Genomic DNA, 26,500 nt, shown 5'->3' with positions numbered 1-26,500 from the left:
ACGACTTAAGTTTGTCTTTCATTAAATTAGATAACTAATAGAAAGAACAAAAGAGAGAAATAAGATTAGTATATACGGTGAAGCCTAGACTTCGACAACATTGATAACCCTCTCTCTTTTACTACTAAGATTTCGTTCAGTTCTGTGAGACCTTAGATCTCGATTTCAAGTTGTTGAAACGTCAGTAGCTCGTTCTTTCCAAATACAGTTCTTATGAATAAATATAGTGAAATTTATGGATTAGACATTAGTAAAGATGTCTTTGATGTTTATGGTTCCCAAACAGGTCACACCCAGTTTAAAAATGATGAGAGAGGATTTAAAAGCTTTTTAAATTATGTGTCAAAAGGCGCATTAGTAGTCATGGAAGCAACAGGCTATTATCATTACCGTTTAGCTCAGTTTTTATTCAAGTCAGGAGTTTGTGTATCTGTTGTGAATCCGCTGTCAGTAAAACGCTTTATCCAGATGAAGTTGGCCAAAGTAAAGACAGATAAGAGTGATGCTAAAGCTATTTGTGAGTATGGACAAATGAATGGTGTTCCTCTTTACACAGCTTTAAATGAAGTCCAGAGCGAATGCTTGCAGCTCTTTAGATTACTAGATAGTTACATAAAACAGAGTACGGCATCAAAGAATAAACTTCATGGGGAAGAAACTTTAGGAATACCTTCAAAGTTTGTATATCGTTCATTAAAGCGTCATGTAAAGCATTTAAAAAAGGAGATTGCCGCGATCGAGGAACGCCTATTAGCTTTAGTGAAACAAGACCAACAATATCAATTAACATTATTAAACAGTATCCCAGGTATGGGAGTAAAGACTGCCTTGTTTTTAATAGTAGTAACTGATGGCTTTAAGAAGTTTGAGACAGCATCGCAGCTATGCAGTTATGTTGGGATTACTCCAACTATAAGATTATCCGGTAGTAGCGTAAGAGGTCGAAGTAGAATAAGCAAGGTTGGTAACAAGAAGCTGAGAAATCTACTGTTTCTATGCGCTTTTTCAGCCTGTAAGCATAACAAGGCTTGTAGAGAAATTTATGAAAGATTAGTTAATAAAGGAAAAAGCAAAAAATTAGCATTAATTGCTGTAGCAAATAAGTTATTAAAGCAGGCATTTGCTATTGCAAAATCTGGAAGACCTTATGATGAAAACTTTGTTTCTAAATTAGCCTAATATTGCTTGTTTTTTAACTCAGTTCTTTGTTGGCGGTTCGTTGTTCTTTTAATCTCAATAATCATATCGTCAATTGTCTTTGTTTCCGTAATTATTTTATCTTTTAATTTTTCTTTAATCGGCAGTTTTTTATAGTCAGCAGAATTTTCAGAATGTATTGGTATAATTCCTTTTTTCGGATTTACAAGATTGCAAACATCAGCAAGACAGTCAGCTGAAGCGTGTCCGCTTGTATGAATTTTACTCAATTTTGGGAAATTATCTATAAAATCCAAGTACTTTTTATTTGCATGTTTACTTTTTGGATTGACATATTCTTTCCACATAGAATAAATTAGAATGGTCTTGTCTTTCTCTAGTAATGGCAATAAAAACTCAATGTAATCATTGAATTTGTCAGTTGCACGGACTAACATACAAAAACCTTTGTCTTGCATCCATTGTATTAACTTATCGTTTTCTTTCCAGAAAGCATAAGGTTCTCCAAAATCAAATAAGGCACTTTTTTTACCAGCTGAATCTGAAAAAATTTCTAAAACATTCTTTTGAAAATCATCACAAACAAAAGGTCTGGCTTTCATTTCTTTGTTAGCCGCATGAAATGTAGCCAATCGCTCCATATCGGTAGATGAACACATTACAAATACATTTTTGTATTCTTTCATTAATTCAATAACTTCACTTTTCAATTCATTTTCGTGTCTTACTCTTTCATCTAAACGTGAAAGCATTGTTCCTTCAGTAATCAAAAAATCAATCTTACCTTGCTTTAAAATTAATTTTTCAATCGTTGGTAGAAGACCTTTGCTAAGATAACCGTGTCCACGAAAATCACCAGTATGCAAAATTCGTTTTCCATTTGCTTCAATTAAAAACATAAAAGAATCGTAAGCCGAATGGCTTACGAAATATGGTATTATTTTAATATCTCCAACTTTTAATATTTGTTGGGATTCAAAAGATTGCATTGCTTCAATTTTTGCAATTTCTTTTTCCGACTGTTCTTTGCGGTCTTTTATAAATGCAAGTCGTTGATGCTTACATAATGCAACTCTTTTTGCAACCTTGCCAATATTTTGAGAAATAGAATCAGGAACAAGATGAAAAAGTCCTAAATGGTCTCCGTGATAATGTGTGTAAAATATCACATCAATACCCTTTGTTATCTGTTCAATTGCATCGAAATTGGCAAAATCATCATTAACAATACCTTCACCATCAGGAAGATTTTGACCCAAATCTATTAGGATTTTTGCGTTGTCAGTTGCAATTTCAGTTATGCAACCTCCTATTTGGTCTATGCCTCGATGAATGATTATTTTCATTTTAGAATTTTGTAATCAATATTATGATTTTTTAAAAGTTTCTCTATGTCTTGAATCCTTTCTCTTCTGCCAAGAGTGTCTTTGGTATATGTGTTTGCAATTATTAGTTTAGGAGTTTTATTCAGAGTAAGTTTTGGGCAAACGATTTTCGTCAACCCTAAATTATTTTTAATCTCAATGAGTTTTTTGTAATAATCCAATAATTCCATCTCATACTTATTGATAAACAAATGATATTTTCGCATTTGCTCAATAATCTCAGGCGTATTAGGATTCCTTATTGAATCATTCCTTAAACGGCTGTCTGAAATTCCTTTTAATTCAACAAAAGACAAAACACTTCCTGACAATTCAATCAAATCTATTCTTAATTTGCCAATTTCCGGGTCTTGATTGAACTGGAACTCTGAGTCGATATAATTTGAGTTTCCCTTTATCATTTTCCCTTGAATCCATTTTTCAGCCGGATTCTCATCATTGATATGTCGTAAATAATCACTCTTGATGTGATTTTTAATATCTGCAATGTTTGTTTCGTTTAGATTTGCTAAATCAATTTGGTCATATTTAAATATATCCGTTCCCTTTTTTGTTTTGCCACGAGGTTTATCATCACCCAAATATTTCTGATGAGTTTCAGCCACAAAACCATTAGCATAATCAATTTTAGCAACTGAACCTCCGTAATAATAAACATTGATATAGTTGTCTTTGCGAATTTCTATATACAGCTCATTATCTTCACGCAAAACTGTCCACCATTTGAGTTGTTGAGTTTTTAATTCTTCAAAGATTTTCGCTTTTGGATTAAGTGTTAAAAAAGTTCCTTTCATTTTTTTTGTCATAATTATTTGGATGCTCCGCTGTCTTTTTACAATGACCGCCAACGTTTATGTATATGGAAAGTTGCGTGTTTGTGTGCGAGGATTTTCCGAAGGAAAATCAGAAGCTAGCAAACAAAGCAACTAACATTGGTTTAGCTAAAACTAGCAATTTTTTATATACGGTGTTGGCAGCTGCCTTTTATTTTTTTGATAGTTCTTCTATTTTTTTAAATAACACCGGTTGCATTTTTTCCAACAATTCAGATCTAACTTCTTTTTCAACTTTTTCTTTGACTTTATCAAAAATCCCGATGGTGATTTTAAGCTGAGATTCCGCTAATTCGACCGTAGCTTTTTTTAATTGCTCTTCTTTTGTGAGTCCAGGGTCTTGAGGATAGAGCTTTAGAATAAACTTATCCTTTCCTGGTAAGAAAGCGTAACAAGATTCATATGAATCAGCTGAAATATTGTGCATAAATTGATTTCTAATCTCCATAAAAGTCTGGAATTTACTTTTTTCAGTTTTTGACAATGCTCCGATATCTATTAATAGATTAATTTTTTGGTTAAATGATAAACTGCCACTCGTGTTTCCAAATGATATTGAATTTCTATAATCTTTTAATCCGAGTAAATTTGATAAGAAAATTGAACTGAAATTTTCAAGTAGCAAGGCATATGTAAGAATGTCCTTTCTTTCATTTAATCCAATATTCCATTTCATTAAGCTTGTTTTTTTAGGTTGCTGCCAACGTTTATGTATATGGAAAGTTGCGTGTTTGTGTGCGAGGATTTTCCGAAGGAAAATCAGAAGCTAGCAAAGGAGCAACAAACTTTGGTTTAGCTAAAACTAGCAATTTTTTATATACTTTGTTGTAGCCAGTTTTTTATTTAACATTCTTGACATTGACAAGTCATTCCCACGATGTTACTTTCCAATAATAGTACTTGTCCGTTGACGTGTTCGGACATACATTTGGAACATAAAAATGTTACTTTATTATCTACGCTGACTTTGAAAATTGGTTGGGCTGTACAACTCATAATTTATATATTCTCTATTAAGTTTGGCAAATCCTTAAAACCATCAGAAAGTGTTTCATATACTTCTTTAATAACTGTTTCTTCCAAAGTTTTACTCACAGTCAAGTCAAACAATTTACCTTTTAGCAATTGAAACCAGTTTTTCTTTCCAAGGTTCAGATGCTCTTTTAATTCGTCCAATTCGTCAAAAATTATTTGTTGTCCAAATCCAAGTTTGGTTAATTTGTCTTTGATTTCATTGAGTGAGTTATGTAATTCAGATTTCTGTTCCGAACTAAATTCATCCGAATGCTTTGGTTGATATTCGTAAGATTGAGATATTTCCTCGATTTCTTGGTCAATTACAAATAATCCTGTTTCCTTTTCTTGAGAAGTTCCACAATTAACTGTTTTACAAGTTTTTTCGTGTTCTAATTTTTGATTTAAAACTTCTTTTCTTAAGATATTTAGAAAAAACAATTTGTCTTTTTTCCGTTTTAGACTGTAAAGTTTTGACGATAAATCACTTGATAAATTATCAACAGTATTATGAGAATCTCCATTAAAGAATTCATATTCTGCGTATTCTACTGCTTCTTTTTCTACAATATTCATTCGTTTACTTGGTTTTTCTCAAATTGGCTACAACGGTCTCGTATAACCGTCAGTTACGGGTTAATATGCGTTAATTTTCGGTTTGGCACAGACGTTAGCAATTCCGAGTGGATTCGGACGTAGTCGAATCCGCCGTAATTGCGGTTATACATTGTTAGCAAACGTTTTGTATATATTTATTTCTCAATTAGATTTTTGAAAACCTCACCACCTTTCATAACAAATTGAACGTTTTCCAATAGCTTTATATCATCAATTGGATTTCCAACAACAGCAATGATATCGGCATACTTACCAACTGCAATGGACCCTACTTTATCTTCCCAACCCATAAGGTCTGAGGCATTAATTGTTGCAGATTGAATAGCTTGCATAGGGGTCATTCCCCATTTAACCATATGGTAAAATTGCTTTCCATTCCAACCATGTGGATAAACACCAGCATCTGAGCCAAAGGCTATTTTTACTCCTGCTTTATGGGCTTTTTGAAAATTTTGACGTTGAATTAAACCAACTATTTTTTCCTTATTAATTATATCCTCAGGAAAACCAAGTTTGCCATATTCTGCTAGAATATAATCATCAACGTAAATATCTGCGACCAAATAAGTTCCATTTTTTCTCATTAAGGCTATACCTTCATCATCAACAAAACTACCATGCTCTACAGAGGCCACTCCCGATTTAATGGCCATATTAATGGCTTTAGCTCCATGTGCATGAGCACAGGTTTTTCTTCCCCACATTTTGGCTTCAGATACGATTGCATTCATTTCTTCCTGACTATATTGAGGAGCTCCAACACTTTCTTCTTCCGATAAAACACCAGCACTTGCTCCAAACTTAATAACTCCCGCACCATGTTTTATTAAATATCTGACTTTTTGTCTAACATCATCCACACCATCTGCTATTCCAGTCATTTCTTTTGGGCCATTATTAAAACTTAGCCTTGGGGAAAATCCTACTAAATCACCATGCCCACCTGTTGAGCTTATGTAATAAGTAGCTGTCTGCATTCTTGGACCTGATATTTTTCCATCATCTATAGCTTTTTTTAAGGCAACATCTAAAAATGATTCAGCACCAACATCTCTTACAGATGTGAAACCAGCCCCTAAAGTGTTTTTAGCATAAGAAGGGGCAAGTACTGCATAATCAACTATTGATTTTCTGAACATCTCGTAATAGTTATCGCCTGATTGGAATGTGAGGTGGGTATGGCAATCTATTAAACCTGGTAGTACAGTAGCGTTAGATAAGTCGATAACTAATGCATTTTTAGGTATTTCAATATTGTCAGCTATTTTTTTGATAGTATCATTCTCTATCAAAATCATTTTATTATTCAAAACAACTCCTATTTCAGTGTCTATCAATCTTCCAGCCTTAATAACTTTTATTGAGTTAACTTGAGCATGAACAAAAATTGATGAGACGCTAAGTGTTAAAATAGATAGAAGTAACTTTTTAGGTATATTATAAATATTCATTTCTTATTTTGTTTTAATGTTTGCTAACGTTTAGTATAAAAAGAGTTGCGGGTTTACGTGCGAGGATTTTCCGCAGGAAAATCAGATGTAGTAAACTTGCAACGACCTTTGGTTAAGCTCGAAATTGAGCAATTATTTTTATACATTGTTAGCTGCTGGACTTTATTCCGTTTTCTTTAGTTTAATTATTACAACTCCATCATATTCGTCAGTCGTATATTTTGCTATTTCTTTTTTGTCTTTTATCACATTCAGAGATTCAATTGTGTCAGGATTTATTTTTTTGAGTTCTGCTTGAGTTATTTGTTTATCATTTATTAAGAATAATACTTTACTGTCCGAAATACTTTTCGCAGCTTTCTCTTGAAACGGTTTTGTTTCAATCAATAAAACTCCGTTTAAGCTTTGTTCTCCGTAAATTTCAACCATTTGAGTATTATCCATTGCTACTAAACTAAATTCTAAAATATCAGACTTATAGAAATTTAATTTATCCAATTCGTCGTCTTTTAAAACTCTTTCGTTTACTACAATAACTGGATTTTTTTTCAGTTTTTTTTCTGCAATAGATTTTTCAATAAAATCGGCTATCATAGTTTTATCGGAATTTTCGTCGGCAAGCAAATAATCTTGAGAAAATCCGCTAAATGTTAATAGTCCGAATATGATTAAAAATAAGTTCTTCATTATGTTTTTATTGCGATTTTTTTTCGTCTTGCAGCTAACGTTGATGTATAAGATTAGTTGCGTGTTTTAAGCACCTAATTTAGCAAATACAAACCGGATAGAAAATCCGAAAGGATTTTCGTAAGTATACTTGCAATAGCAATTAATTTTATACGGTGTTGTAACACGTTTTTTAACTTTCTAAAAATCGCAAATCCAAATAGTTGTTATTCGGATTTGTAAGGTCAACATATAATTCAGTTTCTTGTTTAATCGCAAAGTGCATTTTTAATTTCGTTGTGTCCATATCAATATTCAATTTGTATTTAATTGAGTCATTTTTGTATGGAAAATCTATCAGTATCACGTTATGATTAACATCAATATATTCATTCCGAGTGTTGTATCCGCTCCCGACTTCTATTTCTTGTTTGTAGCTATTACTCTGTATTTCTAAATCATCTAAATTGACAATAACTTTATCTCCGCTTTTAATTAGGTCAGAAATTCTTTTGCTTTCCTCATTCTCCGCTTTATCTATCAGAATTTTAGCTTTGAGCATATAAATCAGAAAAGGTAAAATCAGAACTATTCCGACTGCTACAAAATAAAAATTAGTTTCTCCTGTAGAATTATATCTTCCTCTTCCGCCAATTCCTGCATAAATAATTATGCATCCTAAAAATGTAAGTCCAGTAAAAATCCAACTCCCAAAATCAGATAGTATTTTTTTTAAGTTCATCAGTTTCTCAAATGTGTTACAACGGTAAATGTATGGAAAGTGCGAGTTTGTGTGCGAGGATTTTCCGAAGGAAAATCAGAAGCTAACAAACGAGCAAAGACCATTCGATTAAGGACTAAAGTAAGCATTTTTTATACATATTGTTAGCGCACGTTTTCTTTTTTCTTACAATTTGTATTTTTTAATCGCAAAAATATGCCGTGACTAATTTTCTTTTTTACCGCAACAGTTGCGTTTGCGATATTTAGCGTAGCTTCTTTTTCTTTTATCCAGATTTAGATTTGCCGTGCAGAAGGTCATTCGTTCGCAACAATTGCGTTTTGATTGGCAAAAGTCAGAAGTTTAGAGTAGGAGTGAAGTCAGTTGAGTATGGTTTTAAGAACTATTTTTTTACCACTTTTTTGTAATTTTTTGACTTTAGTGCGCTTTGTGAGAATGTGCGCTAACGTTGATGTATATGGAAAGTTGCGTGTTTGCGTGCGAGGATTTTCCGAAGGAAAATCAGAAGCTAGCAAACAAAGCAACTAACATTGGTTTAGGGTAAAACTAGCAATTTTTTATATACGGTGTTGTGTTTTCGTTGTTTATTTTCTTACAATTTTTGGTCAGTCTAGAAATTCTTTTTTTTGCGTTTCACTAATCATTCCGCCGCAACAGTTACGAACTGCTTTGGACAGTCAGAAGTTTTTTGAGTTTTTAATACGCAAACAAGCTAAAAGTCGGACGAGATTTTTATTCCACATTTGAGTGAGAATTCAACGTAGGATTTGAAATTGCGCAATATAATTTTTCGTTTCACTTTCTTAAAACTCAAAAAAAAATTCGGAAAACAAACTAGATTTTTTTCCGTTTTGAGTGCGTTCCGCAATGAAACACAACAATGGTATAACAAACATTATGTTTGTTATACTGCCAATTTAAGATATATATAACATATGTTCAATATATCTTTTATATTTTTTAAAGGTCTAGTGGATTTATTATTTTTTTAAAAGTAGTAGTTGCCACATGGGTGTAAATTTCTGTTGTCTTGCTAGAACTATGCCCTAATAAAACTTGAATTTGCCTTAAATCGACCCCAGCTTCTAATAAATGTGTTGCAAAACTATGTCTAAGTATATGTGGAGTTACGGGTGTCATTATTCCTGCCTTCTTAGCTGCATTTAGCACTATCTTTCCAATACTTTGACCTGAATACTGCTTCCCGTACATACCTTCAATAATATATTTTTCTGGTTTGTATTGTTTATAATAGTCTCGTAAATCTTTTAACAATGCATGCGATAGTAATGTGTATCGATCTTTATTGCCTTTGGCTGCTTCCACACGTATTAACATTCTTTTGCTATCAATATCTGTAATTTTTAAATTCACTAGTTCATTTCTACGCATTCCTGATGAATAAAGAAGACTAACAATACACTTGTGCTTTAAATTATTTGTATTGGCTATAATGTTTAGCACGTCTTCTTTTGATAGTATTTTTGGTAATTTTTTTTCTTTTCTAGGTCTTTCTACTTGGTAAAACCTGTTAGGCATTCCCAGAACAGATTCGTAATAAAATTTAATGCTGTTAATGGCAGTATTTATGTATGAATTTGATTTGTCTTCTTGAACGAGCTTCAATATGTAACTTCTCACATCACTTTCGTTAATTGCTATTAATTCCTTAGTTTGGTAATAATTGATAAATGTTTCAAAAGCAGATACATATGATTTTACTGTATTATTTGCATATCGCTTTAATTCTAATTTGTCTAAGTAATTAGTGGGACAAACTCTATAATTATCTGGAAGTTCCCTTTTTCTGAACCATGTAATATCTATATCTTCGTTATTTTGTTTCGTAATACTTTTATCAAAAAAATGATTGCAATTAACCCAAACAACGCCATTAAATATTTCGAAAATTGTATTAAGGTTTTCTTTATTGTTTAAAATGTAGGCCATGTTAAAACTGTTACTCCATTTTACATCTGGCAATTGCTTGACAAGGGCATGGATAACTTTATCAGTATTAAATTGTAGACCTATATATCTTTTTTCTTTGATTAAAAGATGTTTTAATGTAACGCTCCTACCTTTGTCCATTGTTTTTTTTATGCAAGTTAATTTATGTGAATAAATTAGTCGTACCTTAATCGAATAATGTTCGCATAGACATTCACTTAATATTTTTTTTGAAATGAGAATACAACAATATTGTAAACATTGTAACAAAGAGCTACAGGGTAGGACAGATAAAAAATACTGCAATCTGCACTGTAAAAGCGCATTCCAATACCAGCAAGCACAGGAACAACCAGAGCGTTTTTATAATAGGGTAGATAACCAGTTGAGGCTTAATCGGAAGCTATTGAAGGAATTTAACAAAGGAGGTAAGGTTACGGTAAGAGCAGAAGTTTTAAAGGAACTGGGTTTTAATTCTAATTTTTTTACACACTACTGGAAAAACACTAAAGGAGATGTTTATTTATTTGTTTATGAATATGGATTTATAAAAAGGACAGAGAATAACAGTGAAAAATATGTTTTAATACAATGGCAGGATTATATGGAAAAATAGTTTTGTTCTCGATTTAAATTAGTTAAATTTAACAAAATTATTACTAACAAAAGTGAACATAAAACGGAACACGTTTTAGAACACGATTTTCAAAAATAACATCGGGAAAGCCCAGTATTTGGGTTAAGATATGGCACAGATTAGAGTTCATAACTCGAAGGTCACTGGTTTGAGTCCAGTTCCCGCTACTAGAAAAATTAAGCCTTTACAGAGATGTAGAGGCTTTTTTATTGTACATAGTACAGTGTAACCTTCAACAGTTTTCAAGACTGCCACATTAAATAATTGGTTACCGCCTGAATTAACCGAAGAAAACATAAAAGAACTTATAAATACTCATTGTCGAGAATCTTAATTGGATGCTTTTACTATATGCAAAGACTTATTTAATCCGAAGTTGGATAGTAATGTTGAAACAATTATTGCAGAAGTTTTTTATGAGGAATTAAAATAAAAAAGTCACCTATTTTGTCACCTATAAAAACAAACCTCCGTAAATATTATGTATACGGAGGTTTTTTGTGGAGTCGGAGAGAATCGAACTCTCGTCCAAACAAGTAACCAAAGGGCTTTCTACACGTTTATTCTTTTCTTGTGTTTTCGATTATAAGCTGGTTAAAGACAACCTACTTATAACTTAGCTTCTTTAGTTTCAAAAGGGCATCGAAGCACTGCCCAATCTATGTTAACATTTACGATGCCTCAAAATAGAACGCCGTTAACCAAGGCTTTCTGGAGACATAAAGCTTGTACACCTTGTGTACCTAGGCCAATCCTACTGTAATTCGGATTATGCAGCTAAAGCGTAGTTATTCTCGCCGTTTAAAATTTGATCTAGCCTTTAACGTGTTTCAATGTCATTACACGACGTGCTTACCGTTCAATTAATCTCGCTGTCAAAACCAGTCGACCCCAATTTTAATGAAATAGTAAATTTTAATTTACGTCATTGAATTAATCCCGAACTTGTTTATTCATAAATTTTTATTTTAAATTTATGAATTCATGAATCTTCGATTTCGGGAACTCATCAATTAAGTTTATTAGGGCGTTACCCTATCGGGTCAGGCTCTCGGCAGTCGCTTCCCGATAAAAAAATCGGGAGAGCTTCAACAATGCCTCCATCCTTAACGCGGGCAGCAAAGTTATCAAAAAACTTTGTATGCCACTTCAAAACTATTACATTTAGTTCAAAATTTATACCAAAAACAGATTGTGTCAGTAAATAATTCTCAAATGAACATTAAATTTGCCATTATAAAAGAGCGTAAAAGTCCACCAGATCGTCGTGTGGTATTTTCACCATCAAAATTAGCGGAAGCAAGAAAACAATTTCCAGAAGCTATTTTTAAAGTAGAATCATCAGACATACGTGTGTTTTCAGACGAGCAATACAAAGCAGAAGGATTTGAAGTTGTAGAGAATGTTTCAGATTGCGATGTGATGATAGGTGTAAAAGAAGTGCCTATTGATGCACTTATTCCTAATAAAAAATACTTTTTCTTTTCTCATACTATAAAAAAACAACCTTATAATAGAAAACTACTAAAAGCCGTTTTAGAGAAAAATATCGAGTTGTATGACCATGAAACCATTGTTAACGAAAAAGGATTTCGCTTAATAGGTTTCGGACGCTATGCAGGTATCGTAGGTACTTTCAACGGATTCCGGGCATGGGGATTGAAATACGATACATGGAATTTGCCCAAAGCAGGATCTTTGTTAAATCAAGAAGCATTAATAAACGAGTTAAATACATTAGAAATACCAAACATAAAAATATTACTAACTGGAAGTGGAAAAGTGTCAAACGGCGTTCAAGAAATGCTCGATGCTATGGGTATTAAAAGTGTTTCAGTTAACGATTATTTAACCAATACGTTTAACGAACCTGTGTATTGTAAAATAGATGTATTAGATTATAATAAACGTAAAGATGGAAAAGTGATTGATGATGTTTTTGATTTTTTCAATAATCCGAAAGATTATGAATCAAATTTCATGCGCTTCGCTAAAGTAACTGATTATTATATTGCTGGTCATTTTTATGGAGATGGAGCGCCATATTTATACACAAGAGATGATGTGAAGTCGCCCGATTTCAACATAAAAGTAGTAGCCGATATTAGTTGTGATGTAGATGGTCCCGTGGCTACAACATTACGTGCGTCAACCATAGCAGATCCTGTTTATGGTTACAATCCGCAAACCGAAACCGAAATAGATTATAAGGATGACAAAGCTATAACTATTATGGCAGTCGATAATTTACCATGTGAACTTCCTCAAGATGCAAGTGAAGGATTTGGTGAGCAGTTTTTAAAACACGTAATTCCTGCATTTTTTAATAATGATGCCGATGGTGTTTTACTGCGCGCTAAAATAACTGAAAATGGAAAATTGACTGATCGTTTTAGTTATTTACAAGAATATATAGATGGTATTGAATAAAGTTATTTTATAAGTATTTCATATTCAATTAAATATATTACCTTTCAGTATTAATAACTAATCAAAATTATAACTATTATGAAAATTATGTATTCAATGTTGTGCGTAGTCTTATTAATTGTAGGCTGTAAAGAAGCACCAGACAATTCAACAAACGAGTTATTTGCTAAAAATTCTGAAACAGTCTTAAAATCTTTGTTAGATTGGGAAAATGAAACACTAGATTATTCTGTTTTTGCAGATAATGCGGTGGCATATAATACTTATTTTGGAGCTGAAAAAGATTCTGTAATGATCCAGAGTGAGGAAACAAAGGATAGTGATAAAGCGTTTTTAGCAAAATATGATTTTAAATTAGTGACTAATCCTCCAGTTTTTTTACCAGGTGTAAATCCAGATACTAAATTACCAGATGGTTCAGTTCGTTATTATGGAGCATGGGAAGTTACTTTACCGGCAACAGATTCTACAGAAGCAAAATCTGGTATTATTAAATTATATGAATCTTATGATTTTGATGAAAATGGTAAAATTGTACTTCAGCAAGGTTATGGAGATTATTCAGGTTTAATGATGTATTTAAATAACTAGGTTATTTAAGTAATATGTTTGTATTTAAAACCACCTATAGCTTAAATAAGCTTGGGTGGTTTTTTATTCTAAATAGTTGTTTAGACAAATAAAATCTTATACTATTAAACTCATAAAGGTTTTTATATACAGGGGTTTTATAAATGAAAATTAATATTTTTGTAAAAATTTAAAATTAATTAATTATTAAAACAGCCTTAGTAACAGGAGCAGCATCAGGATTAGGTTATGAGTTAGCACTTTTATTAGCAAAAGATGCTTATAAGTTAATATTGGTAGATGTTGATGAAGAAAATTTATCAAAGGCAAAAACTCAGATAGAACAAGAGTTTAATGTTGAGGTTGTCGCTTTGGTTAAAGACTTAAGCTTACCTAATATTGCTCAAGAAATTATAGCCGATATTAATAATGCTCCAGTAGATGTATTAATAAATAATGCAGGTTTTGGTTTATTTGGTTCTTTTACTGATACCGATTGGGAACGCGAATCTGAAATGTTGCATGTACATATTTTAACTACAACCCATTTAACTAAATTGGTGTTGAAAGGTATGATAAAACGAGGTTCAGGAAAGATTTTAAATATGTCGTCTTTAGCAGCATTTCAACCAGGGCCTTTAATGGCAATTTATTATGCTTCAAAAGGTTATATGCTATCGTTTTCAGAGGCGATTGCTAATGAATTAAAAGGAACAGGTGTTACAGTTACCGCTTTGTGCCCAGGACCAACAAAAACGTCTTTTCAGGAAACTGTTTCAGAAAACACCTGTAAGAATAAAATAACCTTTAATATGGCTGGTGCTCAAGAAGTTGCTTTTTATGGATATAAGGCCATGAAAAAAGGAAAAGTATATGCTATTCCTGGAAGTTTTAATAAATTTTTGGCAACCTTACCAAGGTTTATTACAAGAAATGCAGCCACAAATATTGTTAGAAGAATTCAAGCAAAAAATAGAGCGGATTAATACTTATTGTTCTGTTTTTTTAAGTTGTATAAATATCCAAAATCCTATATTAAAAAAAATCACCAAATAAGATAGTAAACAAACAAGATTCTTTGTTCGCAAGAAGTTTTATAACAATATTTATAATATAAAATTATTGTTTTTTGGACGCTTATTTTTTCCAAATACACATCATAAATTTTTGTTAAGTTTGAAAAAATAAATCAGTGAAACCAGTAGACGAATATTTTATAAATCAAAAAGAACCATATCAATCTATCATGCTTTATGTTAGAAGTGTTATTTTAAATACCTTACCAGAAGTCGAGGAGCGGTACAGTTATAAAATTCCGTTTTATAATATTGGAAAAAAGCCAATGATTTACCTTAATATTTTAAAAGGTAAGAATTATGTTGATGTAGCATTTGTGCAAGGTATTCTTCTTGAAAACGATTTCCCTATTTTAAAAAATGATAATAAGCGCAAACAAGTCCGTTCTATTCAATTAAAAACTTTAGAAGATTTAGATCAAGAAAACTTTGTGCAATTATTACATAAGGCTTCAACTGTGCTTAATAAAAGCAAGAAAGCTTGGTTTATTTAAATTCTAAATATGCCTCCAAATGAAATCACACGTTGCAAATACATAAAATGTTGCGAAGCACTTTCTGCTGTATTACTTGTAGTTCTAATATCTGGCATGTTAATGTAGCCTCCTTTCATGTCTAATTGAATGAAAAAATGTTTAAAGAATGTCAAGTTTAAACCTGCATGTAGTGACACGCCATAGCCAGATATATGAAATTCATCATACCGGTCTTTTTGTAACAACGTTGTATTTGTTTGTGGGTATAAAACACCACCTGCAATACCTTCAGTAATATTTATTTGAAATTTATCGATGTTAGGTAAATTAAACAGCTTTGAAACATCATCATATCTAGAAAATTCTGTGTAAACATAATTTAAACCATTGGTATGTTCAAACATTAAAAAGTCTTCAGAAACTAAAAAGGCTTCATTATTATACGTGCCATTATAAACTGATCCAGCATCTGTTAAAGGTAAATTAATATAACCATCAACGGTTTTAGTTAAATTTCTATTCATAACATATTTCATGTGGTCTACACCAATTGAAACAGTATACTTATCAGAAATGAAATAACCAATCTTCATATTAGTTTGCGGAATAGTTATTCTAGTAGGATTGAAATAATCTATATGCCAACCTTTAGGCTTATCTTGAGCAGAAGCATCTTTAATGGTGAAATTGTAATCTTCACCTTTAAAATGAATATCAGATCTCGAGAAAGATTCTCTATTTCCTCCCCAACTCACAAAGAATTTTCCTTTGTTTGAAGCCGTGTATTTTATGTCTTCGAGTTTTTGAGCAGAAGTATTTAGGTTTGAAATGATTAGTAATAGAAGTATTGTAGGTTTTAAAAAGGTTACTTTCATGTAATAGTGTTTATTTGAAATGCTATTTGACGATGCAAATAATCATTCCTTAAAAAGGGGGCGAAATAATTTTGTTAGTATTAATTAAAGTGAGTTTATAGTTTTTCTAATGGCGACTAAATTAGAAAGTAGTTGTTCTAAATTATCTAAGTGTAACATATTAGCACCATCGCTTTTTGCATTAGCTGGATCGAAATGCGTTTCAATAAATAAACCATCTACATGATTTACAATACCAGCTCTGGCAATGGTTTCAATCATATCGGGTCTGCCACCTGTAACACCTGCACTTTGGTTAGGTTGTTGTAAAGAATGTGTAACATCTAAAACCGTTGGGGCATATTGACGCATGGTAGGGATGCCACGAAAATCTACAATCATATCTTGGTAACCAAACATAGTCCCTCTGTCGGTTATCCAAGCTTTGTTACTACCAGCATCTTTAACTTTTTGTACGGCATGCTTCATAGCTTCCGGACTCATAAATTGTCCTTTTTTTAAGTTTACTACTTTACCTGTTTTAGCAGCGGCAACCACCAAATCGGTTTGACGTACTAGAAATGCCGGAATTTGTAAAACATCAACGTATTGTGCTGCTAAATGTGCATCAGATATTTCATGAATATCGGTAACTGTAGGGATGTCAAAAGTATCAGAGACCTTTTTTAGGATTTTTAAAGCTTTTTCATCTCCTATTCCTGTAAAACTATCTATTCTACTACGGTTTGCTTTTTTAAAACTGCCTTTAAAAATGTATGGAATTTCTAATTTATTAGTAATAGAAACTACTTTTTCTGCAATTCGTAAAGCCATATCTTCACCTTCAATAGCACATGGTCCACAAAGCAAGAAAAAATTATTAGATTTGGTGTGTTTTATTTTAGGAATGTCTTGAAGAGTCATAAGGTTTTGTTTCAAAAAAATTAAGTTGTAAAGATACGACTTATGCCGAATTATTTTCTGTTTCAAAGCTGATTGAATTCGTTAAAATTATTGTTACTCCTACATTAGTAATTAAGCGGTTTCTTTTTGCTTCTAAAAGTGAGCTAGTTGAGAAATTTTTAAAAGCATGAATCTTTAACTTAATAGTGATGAATGAGTAAAGTGTTACCCTTTGTATATGAGATTCTTAGGCTTGTTGTTGCTAGGGGTTTTAATAGTAGTATAGAGTGAAGTGTAAATAAAATTAATTATATAATAAATTCATTATTTATAGTTACCTTTGCACGCTTAAAATAAGGCACCATTATGGCTAAAATTATAAACATTGCAATTATTGCACACGTAGATCACGGTAAAACTACTTTGGTTGATAAGATTATGTATCACTGTCAATTATTCCGTGAGAATGAAAATACAGGAGATTTAATTCTTGATAATAACGATTTAGAACGTGAAAGAGGTATTACAATTACTTCTAAAAATGTTTCTGTTATTTATAAAGACACTAAAATTAATATTATTGATACCCCTGGTCACGCCGATTTTGGTGGCGAAGTAGAGCGTGTACTAAATATGGCTGATGGTGTTGTATTATTAGTTGATGCTTTTGAAGGGCCAATGCCACAAACACGTTTTGTGTTACAAAAAGCGATTGACTTAGGTTTAAAACCTTGTGTGGTTATAAATAAAGTTGATAAAGAAAACTGTACACCTGATGAAGTACATGAAAAAGTATTCGATTTAATGTTCGAATTAGGTGCAGAAGAATGGCAATTAGATTTTCCAACGGTTTATGGTTCAGCTAAGAATAACTGGATGAGTGATGATTGGAAAAATGAAACTGATAACATTGAGCCATTATTAGATATGGTGATTGAGCATGTTCCAACACCTGTTTTTAAAGAAGGAACAACACAAATGCTAATTACATCTTTAGATTTCTCTTCTTTTACTGGTCGTATTGCAATTGGTAGAGTTCAAAGAGGAAACATTGTAGAAGGACAACAAATTTCTTTAGTAAAGAGAGATGGAACAGTCACTAAAAGTAGAATTAAAGAAGTCTTTATATTTGAAGGTTTAGGACGTAAGAAAGTTGAAAGCGTTCAAACTGGAGATATTTGTGCTCTAGTTGGTGTTGAAGGTTTTGAAATTGGAGATACAGTTTCTGATTTAGAAAACCCTGAAGGTTTAAAATCTATTGCTATAGATGAACCTACAATGAGTATGTTGTTTACAATTAACGATTCGCCTTTCTTTGGAAAAGATGGAAAGTATGTTACATCTAGACACATTAAAGATCGTTTAGAAAAAGAATTAGAAAAAAACTTAGCACTTCGTTTAGGAGAAACGGGTAGTGCAGATAAATTTATGGTTTTTGGTCGTGGTGTATTACACTTATCCGTTTTAATAGAAACCATGCGTCGTGAAGGTTACGAACTTCAAATAGGACAACCACAAGTAATTATTAAAGAAATTGATGGTGTTAAATGTGAACCTATTGAAGAATTAACTATTGATCTTCCAGAGAATGTATCTGGTAGAGCAGTAGAATTTGTAACATTGCGTAAAGGTGAAATGCTAAGTATGGAAGCTAAGGGAGACCGTATGGTTTGTGAGTTTTTGATTCCTTCTCGTGGTATTATTGGTTTGCGTAACCAATTATTAACAGCAACTGCTGGAGAGGCAATTATGGCACACCGTTTTAAAGAATACCAACCTTTAAAAGGGGATATTCCTGGACGTATTTCAGGATCTTTAGTATCTATGGAAAATGGAACAGCTATACCATACTCTATTGATAAATTACAAGATCGTGGTAAATTTTTCGTAGAACCAGGTGAGAATATTTACGAAGGTCAAGTTATTGGTGAAAACTCTCGTCAAGATGATATGAATATAAACATTACAAAAGCTAAAAAGCAAAGTAATGTACGTTCATCAGGAGCAGATGATAAAGCGAAAATTGTACCTGCAATTAAGTTTTCTTTAGAAGAAGCTTTAGAATATATTCAAAAAGATGAATATGTTGAAGTAACACCAAACTTTTTACGTTTACGTAAAATCTATTTATCTGAAGTAGATAGAAAGAGGAATAAATTTTAATATGGAATTCTTAGGGATTTCCTGGGTAGAATGGATTGGGTATATTGCTACGGCAGTTGTTTTAATTTCATTCTTAATGAAGTCTGTTATAAAATTACGAATAGTAAACTCCCTAGGGTGTTTACTATTCGTGTTTTATGGCTTTTTATTAACACCTATATCAAAACCTATCATTATTACAAATTTTGCTATACTTAGCATTAATATTTTTTACTTGTTAAAAAAATAATTTTATTTTTTAGTACATAATTTCTTACCTTTTAATAAAATTAATACAGAAGCGTAAAATGATTTTGTATATTTGAAATCTTTTAAAAGAATAAATTATTTAAAGTATCGTTATCATTAAATATTTATTCTTTCAGGTCTCTCTAACAACACGTAAAATAGATATTAATTGAAAAAATTAATAGATTATATAAATAATAACGTTTTAATTAAAGTTACTTCGTTACAAACGGCTTCTGTACTAACTAGACTAATTGCAGGGTTGTTAACTTCAAAAGCGATTGCTGTTTTTATAGGTCCTGTAGGATTGGCATTAATAGGTAACTTGCAAAATTTTGTAAGCTCTTTTCAAACTATTGCAATACTTGGTTTTTATAATGGTTTTGTAAAATATGTTTCAGACTTTAAGGATAATGTTTTAGACTTAAGTAAGGCTGTATCTACAGTGTTTTATGTTGGTTTTATATCAACTATTATTGTGTCTTTTTTCTGTTATTTTAATGCCGATTTAATAAATGATTTAATATTTTCTTCTTTTAACAATTACGAATATGTTATTGAAATATTTGCTATTGTTTTGCCTTTTTATGCTTTAAACATGTTTTCATTTTCCATAATGAATGGGTTTTCAAAGTATAAAATACTAATCATTATTAATATAATAGGGCAAATACTAAGTGTTTCTGTTGCGCTACTTTTAATTTATCAAAATGCAATTGAAGGAGCGTTAATATCTGTTGTTATTGCCGAGTCCTTAATATTTTTAATAACCTTAGTTGGAATTATTAATAGGCGCTCTTTGGTTCCTTTAATAAAAGTCAATAATGTGAGTTTAAGCTTTTTGAAAAAAATGAGTTCTTATTCTCTTATGGCACTTTTTACAGCTGTTTTACTACCAATTATAGCTATTGCCATAAGGATGCATATAATTGAAAGCGTTAGTTATAAAGATGCTGGTTTTTGGGAAGCAATAACAAGAGTGTCTAAATATTATCTTATGCTGGTTAGCTCATTAATGGCTTTGTATATTTTACCAAGATTTTCAGAAATTGAAACTGTTAAAGAGTTTAGGAAAGAGGTGTTTAGTTTTTATAAAACTATAATTCCAGTTTTACTTATCGGTTTATTGCTAATATATTTGTCAAGATCATTAATTGTAAGTTTTATTTTTACTGATGAATTCAAACCTGTTGAAGATTTGTTTCTATGGCAATTGTTGGGCGATTTTATTAAAGTGTTATCAACGGTTATAGCTTATCAGTTTTTAGCAAAAAAAATGTTTTGGCATTATATTTTAACCGAAGCCTTTTTAATAATAATTTTATATACCACAAGTATTTATTTTATTGATTTGTTTGATAGTGCCAAAGGTGCTGTAATTGCTCATTTTGTGAGTTATGTTATGTATTATGGTATTATCCTACTTATATTTGGAAGTTCACTTTTTGGTGTAGTGAGTGAGAAGGATTCTTAATCTTTTTAGTTTTTTAAACTATGTAGTTATTTTATTGGGGATTCTTTGTACATTTTATAAATTGCTTAACGTATTATAAATAATCACATTTGATTAATTTGAGAATTTAAATTTATTATGGAGGATTATAAGGTAGTTAGGTATTCTTCTTTAAATTATGTTGAATGGAATGCATTTGTTTCAAAAGCAAAAAACGCTACATTTTTATTTCATAGAGACTTTATGGACTATCATCAAGATCGATTTGAAGATTTTTCATTACTTGTTTATCAAAAAGACAAATTAGTAGCTATTTTACCAGCGAATGAACATGAGAATAAGGTTTATTCACATCAAGGGTTGAATTATGGCGGACTCGTTTTAAATGAAGTAATTAAATTCGAAGTAGTACTCGAAGTTTTTAAGGAGCTTTTGATGTATTTAAGCAGCTCTGGATTTGAAAGCCTTATTTTAAAACAAATTCCTTCAATTTATAATAGTGTAATTTCAGAAGAAATACAATATTTAATGTTTATTCTTAAAACAGAATTAATAAGAAGAGACACATTATCTGTTATTGATTTAAATAATAAAATAAAGATTTCAAATAATAGAATGGAAGGTTTTAAAAGAGGAAAAAAACACCGTTTGGTTATTAAAGAAGAAGATAGTTTTGAATTGTTTTGGAATAATATTTTGATTAAAAATCTTAAAGAAAAACATCAAGCTAAACCTGTACATAGTTTAAATGAGATAATATTATTGAAAAAAAACTTCCCTAGAAATATTAGGCAATTTAATGTTTATAAAGATGATAGAATTGTTGCTGGTACTACCGTATTTGAATCAAAGTCTGTAGCACATTCTCAGTATATTTCAGGAGATGAAAATAAAAACGTGTTAGGTAGCTTAGACTTTTTACATGTGCATTTAATAAACGACGTGTTTAAAAATAAAAAGTATTTTGATTTTGGTACTTCAAATGAATCCAATGGTTTACAAATAAACAGAGGGTTGCAGTTTTGGAAAGAAGGTTTCGGAGCTAGAACATTAACTCAGGATTTTTATCAAGTTAAAATAGATAATTATCAGTTACTTAATAATGTATTTGTATGATTAAGTTCTTAGACCTAAAATTGATTAATAAACGTTTTGAAAATGAACTTAAAAATGAATTTGATAATTTCTTAGGTGCAGGTCAGTATATATTGGGATCTCAAGTAGAATGTTTTGAAAAGGAATTTGCAAACTATTGCGATACTCATTTTTGTATTGGAGTAAGTTCTGGTCTTGATGCTCTACAATTAATTTTTGAAGCCTATAAAGTACTCGGATTGTTAAATGAAGGCGATGAAGTTATAGTGCCAGCAAATACATATATAGCATCTATTTTAGCAATTAGTAATACTAAATTAGTACCAATTTTAATAGAGCCTAATATTGATACCTTTAATTTAGATATAAATAAAATAGAATTAGCTATTACAAAAAAAACAAAAGCGATTTTAGGTGTACATTTATACGGACAATTATATGATGTTGATGGGTTAGAGCGTATAGCAAAGCAACATAATTTATTGTTAATAGAAGATGCTGCACAAGCACATGGAGCTATTTATAAAGATGGACGAAAGGCAGGGAATGTATCAAATGCTGCAGCTTTTAGTTTTTATCCAACAAAAAATTTAGGTGCTTTAGGGGATGCAGGAGCAGTAACTACAGATAATAAAGAATTAGCTGAGACTATCTATAAGTTAAGAAACTACGGGAGAACATCGTCCTATGAAAATGGAATAAAAGGTTATAATTGTAGATTGGATGAATTGCAGGCAGCTTTTTTACGAATTAAATTAAAGCATTTAGATGTTGATAATCACAAAAGAAGAGCAATAGCTAAATATTATATAGAGCATATAAAAACTAAAAATATAATATTGCCATTAAATAAAGATATTAACCAGCACGTATTTCATCTTTTTGTGATTCGAAGTAAAAAAAGAGATGAACTTAAAGATTATTTATATAAAAATGGTGTAGAAACACTTATTCATTATCCTTTAGCAACCCATAAACAATTAGCTTATAAAGAATTGGGGGACTTTAAATTCTCTGTTACAGAGCAACTTCATGAAGAGGTTTTAAGTTTACCTTTAAATCCTGTTTTAAAAAGCAAAGAGATTAAAAAAATAGTAGAAGTTGTAAATACGTATTAATTCAAAATCACCACATTTTTATGACCGAAAACCAAAAAGCATACAGACAAGTATTTAAAGTAACGTCGTTGTTTGGAGGTGTTCAAGTCATAAGTATTTTGGCAGCTATGCTAAGATCAAAATTTGCAGCATTATTTATAGGTCCTGCAGGTGTTGGCATATTGGGGGTTTTAAACTCAACAATACACTTAATTACAAATGTGTCTAAATTTGGTTTAGATACTAGTTCAATAAAGGAAATAGCATTTGCAAATAAATTAGAAGATAAAAGAGAAGTATCTAACGTAATTTATGTTTTAAAACGTTTGTTATGGATTACGGGGCTTTTAGGAACTGTTGTAACTTTAATTCTATCTCCTTTTTTAAGTCAAATAGCGTTTCAAAACAAAGAATTTACATTTTCATTTATATGGATTTCTATAGCTGTGTTGTTTAAGCAATTAACATTTGGTAATATGGCTATATTACAAGGCTTACGAAAACTAAAAAAACTAGCAAAGGTCAATTTATATAGCAGTATATGCTCTGTATTTATCGTGGTACCTCTATATTATTTTTTTGGTCTTGATGGTATTGTACCAACAATTATTTTAACTACTCTTTTGGGATATTTAATTTCAAAGTACTTTACGTTTTCTATTGAAATAGAATCAGATCACAAATCTTTAAAAAGGTTGTTTTTTGAAGGGAAACCAATGATTAAACTTGGAGTTACATTAAGTATAGGTAGTTTAATTACTTTACTTGTAGCGTATTTAATTCAGGTTTACATTACAAATACAGGAGGGTTAACAGAGGTTGGTTATTATAATGCTGGTATAATAATTATAAATTCTTATGTAGGTCTCATTTTTGAAGCCATGAGTAAAGATTACTACCCTAGATTATCTGAGATTATTGATGATACTAAAAGTGTTCAAAAAGCGGTTACTCAACAGGCTACAATAGCAGTATTGTTGATTACTCCTATGATTATTTTCTTTTTAACTTTTGCAGAGTCTATTATAGTGATTCTTTATTCAAAGGCATTTTTGCCAATTTTAGTGTTTGTCAATTTTGCAATTATGGGTATTCTTTTTAAAGCTGTGTCCTGGTCTTTAGCTTTCGTTATTATTGCTAAGGGGGATTCTAAAACATTTATAAAAACAGAAATAGGTTCTAATATTTTATTGCTTGTAATGAATGGACTGGGCTATTTTAGTTATGGTTTATTGGGTTTAGGAGTTAGTTTTGTTGTGCATTATTTTTTATATCTTATAATTATTTTTCTTACAATGAAATTCAGGTATAAGTTTATTTTTGTTTCAGATTTTTTAAAAGTTTACCTTATTTGTGTTTTATTTGCATTTACGACCTTTTTTATAACTTACATAGAAAACACCCAGTTAAAATATATTTTATTAGGTGTTTTAGTCTTGGTATCTAGTGTTTTTACGTTACATAATTTAAATAAAAGATTAGATATTAAATCTTTTATAAAAGGTAAGTTTGATAGCTAAGTGGGAAATTAATTCGCTTTAAATATTTGTGTTGCACTTATAACTTGAACTTAGACCTTATTAAATTGGAGTATCCTAAACTTAAATTTGAGCAACAAAATAAAATATTTTATAATTAATAAAACATTCAGATTTTTTAAGTTTCCTTTTGTCTCTAAATAAATTTTTTCAATAGAAGCCTGATCTTCTTCTTTGCTTAAATTCATTTTAAAGGTTTTTTTTACGATACAATATGTAGAATATTTAAATTTTAAAGCCTTTTTATTAAATCTGAAATAATTAGTACTTCCAAGAGAGTTATTAAGTTTTAATCTATTAACCAAAATATTATCAACATAAAGTATACTGTATTTTCGTGCAATTCTTAGCCATAAATCATAATCTTCGTAAATTAAATTTTCATCGTAACCTCCTAGTTCCTCAAAAACCTTTTTATTAATTAGAGAGCTGACAGAACAAATGGTGTTTGAGTGGTTAATTATTTCTTTATATATAAAACCGTCTTCTGGTTTAATCGTTTTTTTGCTTTGCGAAAATTTGTTGTAAAAAGTGTATATAGTGTTATTATTGCTATCAATTACTCTAGCATTTCCATAAACAATCCCTATTAAACTATTTGGGTAAGCCTTATAAACTGAAATTTGTGTTTCTATACAATGTGGGAATAATTCATCATCTGCAGCTAGATCTGTAAAAAAATCACCTTCAACATACTTAAATGAGTTGTTAACTGATCTTGTAAGACCTAAGTTTTTATCATTTTTTTTTAATAATCCAATTTGGTTTTTTGAAATCCAGTTCTCTATGACTTCAACAGAATTATCATCACTACAATCATCAATAATTATTAGCTGAATGTTTTTGTAAGTTTGATTTATAACGGAATCTAAAGATTTTTCTACATATTTACTATGGTTGTAACAGGAACAAATTACAGTTACTAAAGAATTTGTGTTTGGCATAGTATTGATTTGAAATTAAAAAACAAAAACGAGGACTTAGTTTAATTTAATATGCTTACAAATATACTCTGAGTTTTAGTTTTATAATTATATTTGTTTGCAAATTTGTAATTTCATAAATGAACTCAAATAATAAAAAAAGCATCTGCATTATTGTAGATTGTTTAACTGGAGGTGGATCAGAAAAGGTAGCTTCTCAATTATCAAAGTCTTTTTATGATGCAAAATTTGAGGTATCTATTATTTCAATGCGAGATGGCGTTGATTACGATTATAAAGGACAACTTTATAATTTAGGTGAAATAAATCACAAGTTTGGGTTTATTAAATCCTTAATAAAGATATTCAAGTTAAAAAAATATTATAAAAAAATAAATGCTGATATATATTTAGATTTTAGATTTAAAAACAGTTTTTTAAAAGAACTTATTTTGCATCTTTTTGTAATAAATATAAAAAAAACAGTATTAACAATTCATTCACATAGAGTCTATAATTATTTACCTCAACATATTATATTTTATAAATTTTATAATAGAGCTAAAGCGGTAGTTGTTGTTTCTGAAGGTATTTATGAAGCAACTAAGCAGTTGTTTAATTTTAGCAACTTGCTTTATATACCTAATTTTTATAATAATGATATTATTATAAAAAGTGAAAAACCTATAAAAGCGTTAAATAAACCTTTTGTTATAGCTGTAGGACGATTAAATAATGAGGTAAAGCAATTCGATAAATTAATACATGCTTATAAAGTTTCTAAACCTGCAAAAAATAATATTCCGCTTTATATTTTAGGTGATGGAAAAGATAAAGAAAATTTAGAAAGCATCATTAACGAAAATAATCTGGATAACATGGTGAAGATAATGGGCTTTAAATCCAATCCGTACCCATACATTAAGGCAAGCAAATTTTTACTATTATCTAGTAAAATTGAAGGGTTCTCAATGGTTATATTGGAATCTTTAGCTCTCGGTACACCTGTAGTTTCGTTTAATTGTAAATCTGGTCCTTCAGAGATTATAGAGCATAATCAAAATGGGCTTTTAGTAAAAAATCAAGATTTTAATGCGTTTACAAAAGCTATAGATAGGATGTATTCAGATAATGAATTGTACGAGAATTGTAAACGTAATAGTAAGTCTTCAATCCATAAATACTCTAATGATGAGGTTTTTAAAAGATGGATGAAACTAATTATAAGTCCTTGAAACCT

Annotated in this window: 23 protein-coding genes and 1 other RNA gene; 12 read left to right on the top strand and 12 right to left on the bottom strand. The window is 30.5% G+C overall.

Features of this window, described 5'->3' with window-relative positions:
• Window positions 1-213: 213 nt before the first annotated feature.
• Window positions 214-1,179: an IS110 family transposase gene (locus RHP49_02045; protein ID WNH13043.1), complete on the top strand. Its 966-nt coding sequence runs from the start codon at window positions 214-216 to the stop codon at window positions 1,177-1,179.
• Here the strand turns inward: RHP49_02045 and RHP49_02040 are convergent.
• The 8 genes from RHP49_02040 to RHP49_02005 form a co-directional block, all read right to left on the bottom strand.
• Window positions 1,176-2,504, bottom strand: a complete 1,329-nt coding sequence (locus RHP49_02040; protein WNH13042.1) for an MBL fold metallo-hydrolase — start codon at window positions 2,502-2,504, stop codon at window positions 1,176-1,178. The genes RHP49_02045 and RHP49_02040 overlap by 4 nt on opposite strands.
• A complete protein-coding gene (locus RHP49_02035; protein ID WNH13041.1) occupies window positions 2,501-3,337 on the bottom strand; it encodes a hypothetical protein in 837 nt (278 codons plus the stop codon). Before RHP49_02035 ends, RHP49_02040 begins: the two co-directional genes overlap by 4 nt.
• A gap of 190 nt (window positions 3,338-3,527) precedes the next feature.
• Entirely contained in the window at window positions 3,528-4,052 is a 525-nt protein-coding gene (locus RHP49_02030; protein ID WNH13040.1) for a hypothetical protein, read from the bottom strand.
• Window positions 4,053-4,375: 323 nt separating this feature from the next.
• On the bottom strand, window positions 4,376-4,966 hold the full coding sequence (locus RHP49_02025) for a hypothetical protein (protein WNH13039.1): 591 nt from the start codon (window positions 4,964-4,966) through the stop codon (window positions 4,376-4,378).
• A gap of 176 nt (window positions 4,967-5,142) precedes the next feature.
• A complete protein-coding gene (locus tag RHP49_02020) occupies window positions 5,143-6,345 on the bottom strand; it encodes an amidohydrolase family protein (GenBank protein WNH13038.1) in 1,203 nt (400 codons plus the stop codon).
• A gap of 276 nt (window positions 6,346-6,621) precedes the next feature.
• On the bottom strand, window positions 6,622-7,146 hold the full coding sequence (locus tag RHP49_02015) for a hypothetical protein (GenBank protein WNH13037.1): 525 nt from the start codon (window positions 7,144-7,146) through the stop codon (window positions 6,622-6,624).
• Window positions 7,147-7,318: 172 nt separating this feature from the next.
• Window positions 7,319-7,867, bottom strand: a complete 549-nt coding sequence (locus tag RHP49_02010) for a hypothetical protein (GenBank protein WNH13036.1) — start codon at window positions 7,865-7,867, stop codon at window positions 7,319-7,321.
• A gap of 960 nt (window positions 7,868-8,827) precedes the next feature.
• Window positions 8,828-9,958 carry a site-specific integrase gene (locus RHP49_02005; protein ID WNH13035.1) on the bottom strand — a complete coding sequence of 377 codons (1,131 nt, stop codon included), beginning with the start codon at window positions 9,956-9,958 and terminating at the stop codon, window positions 8,828-8,830.
• A 94-nt stretch (window positions 9,959-10,052) separates the two neighbouring features.
• Between RHP49_02005 and RHP49_02000 the strand changes: the two genes are divergently transcribed.
• Entirely contained in the window at window positions 10,053-10,433 is a 381-nt protein-coding gene (locus RHP49_02000) for a hypothetical protein (GenBank protein ID WNH13034.1), read from the top strand.
• A gap of 519 nt (window positions 10,434-10,952) precedes the next feature.
• Here RHP49_02000 and ssrA read toward each other — a convergent pair.
• Window positions 10,953-11,347: a transfer-messenger RNA gene (gene ssrA, locus RHP49_01995) on the bottom strand.
• A gap of 328 nt (window positions 11,348-11,675) precedes the next feature.
• Here ssrA and RHP49_01990 point away from each other — a divergent pair.
• The 4 genes from RHP49_01990 to RHP49_01975 all read left to right on the top strand — a co-directional run bounded on the left by RHP49_01990 (window position 11,676) and on the right by RHP49_01975 (window position 15,024).
• The gene (locus RHP49_01990) at window positions 11,676-12,884 is read left to right on the top strand and encodes an NAD(P)-dependent oxidoreductase (protein ID WNH14365.1); all 1,209 of its coding nucleotides are present in this window, start codon (window positions 11,676-11,678) and stop codon (window positions 12,882-12,884) included.
• Window positions 12,885-12,962: 78 nt separating this feature from the next.
• Window positions 12,963-13,475 carry a hypothetical protein gene (locus tag RHP49_01985; GenBank protein WNH13033.1) on the top strand — a complete coding sequence of 171 codons (513 nt, stop codon included), beginning with the start codon at window positions 12,963-12,965 and terminating at the stop codon, window positions 13,473-13,475.
• A gap of 182 nt (window positions 13,476-13,657) precedes the next feature.
• Window positions 13,658-14,440 carry an SDR family oxidoreductase gene (locus RHP49_01980; protein ID WNH14364.1) on the top strand — a complete coding sequence of 261 codons (783 nt, stop codon included), beginning with the start codon at window positions 13,658-13,660 and terminating at the stop codon, window positions 14,438-14,440.
• Window positions 14,441-14,646: 206 nt separating this feature from the next.
• On the top strand, window positions 14,647-15,024 hold the full coding sequence (locus RHP49_01975) for a DUF1801 domain-containing protein (GenBank protein ID WNH13032.1): 378 nt from the start codon (window positions 14,647-14,649) through the stop codon (window positions 15,022-15,024).
• Here the strand turns inward: RHP49_01975 and RHP49_01970 are convergent.
• Window positions 15,021-15,881: a hypothetical protein gene (locus tag RHP49_01970; protein WNH13031.1), complete on the bottom strand. Its 861-nt coding sequence runs from the start codon at window positions 15,879-15,881 to the stop codon at window positions 15,021-15,023. The two genes, RHP49_01975 and RHP49_01970, sit on opposite strands and share 4 nt — an antisense overlap.
• Before the next feature lie 84 nt (window positions 15,882-15,965).
• Window positions 15,966-16,784, bottom strand: a complete 819-nt coding sequence (gene kdsA, locus RHP49_01965) for a 3-deoxy-8-phosphooctulonate synthase (protein WNH13030.1) — start codon at window positions 16,782-16,784, stop codon at window positions 15,966-15,968.
• 345 nt (window positions 16,785-17,129) lie between these two features.
• Here kdsA and typA point away from each other — a divergent pair, with 345 nt between their 5' ends.
• The 5 genes from typA to RHP49_01940 all read left to right on the top strand — a co-directional run bounded on the left by typA (window position 17,130) and on the right by RHP49_01940 (window position 24,319).
• Window positions 17,130-18,926, top strand: a complete 1,797-nt coding sequence (gene typA, locus RHP49_01960) for a translational GTPase TypA (protein ID WNH13029.1) — start codon at window positions 17,130-17,132, stop codon at window positions 18,924-18,926.
• A 397-nt stretch (window positions 18,927-19,323) separates the two neighbouring features.
• Window positions 19,324-20,628 carry an O-antigen translocase gene (locus RHP49_01955; protein WNH13028.1) on the top strand — a complete coding sequence of 435 codons (1,305 nt, stop codon included), beginning with the start codon at window positions 19,324-19,326 and terminating at the stop codon, window positions 20,626-20,628.
• Between the two features lie 117 nt (window positions 20,629-20,745).
• A complete protein-coding gene (locus RHP49_01950; protein ID WNH13027.1) occupies window positions 20,746-21,723 on the top strand; it encodes a GNAT family N-acetyltransferase in 978 nt (325 codons plus the stop codon).
• Window positions 21,720-22,820 (top strand): DegT/DnrJ/EryC1/StrS family aminotransferase, encoded by a 1,101-nt coding sequence (locus RHP49_01945; protein WNH13026.1) that lies wholly within the window; start codon window positions 21,720-21,722, stop codon window positions 22,818-22,820. The genes RHP49_01950 and RHP49_01945 overlap by 4 nt, the downstream gene beginning before the upstream one ends.
• 20 nt (window positions 22,821-22,840) lie before the next feature.
• A complete protein-coding gene (locus RHP49_01940) occupies window positions 22,841-24,319 on the top strand; it encodes an oligosaccharide flippase family protein (protein ID WNH13025.1) in 1,479 nt (492 codons plus the stop codon).
• A 50-nt stretch (window positions 24,320-24,369) separates the two neighbouring features.
• Here RHP49_01940 and RHP49_01935 read toward each other — a convergent pair whose 3' ends face one another.
• Window positions 24,370-25,281: a glycosyltransferase gene (locus RHP49_01935; GenBank protein WNH13024.1), complete on the bottom strand. Its 912-nt coding sequence runs from the start codon at window positions 25,279-25,281 to the stop codon at window positions 24,370-24,372.
• A gap of 119 nt (window positions 25,282-25,400) precedes the next feature.
• On the opposite strand from RHP49_01935, the gene RHP49_01930 reads away from it, so the two are divergent.
• Complete coding sequence (locus RHP49_01930) at window positions 25,401-26,495, top strand: glycosyltransferase (protein WNH13023.1); 1,095 nt, start codon at window positions 25,401-25,403, stop codon at window positions 26,493-26,495.
• Window positions 26,496-26,500: the final 5 nt, after the last annotated feature.

It is taken from the genome of Flavobacteriaceae bacterium HL-DH10 (genome assembly GCA_031826515.1).
Taxonomy (GTDB): domain Bacteria; phylum Bacteroidota; class Bacteroidia; order Flavobacteriales; family Flavobacteriaceae; genus Thalassobellus; species Thalassobellus suaedae.
The sequence above is the reverse complement of the archived record's forward strand: the minus strand, read 5'-3'. Positions and strand labels throughout refer to the sequence as shown.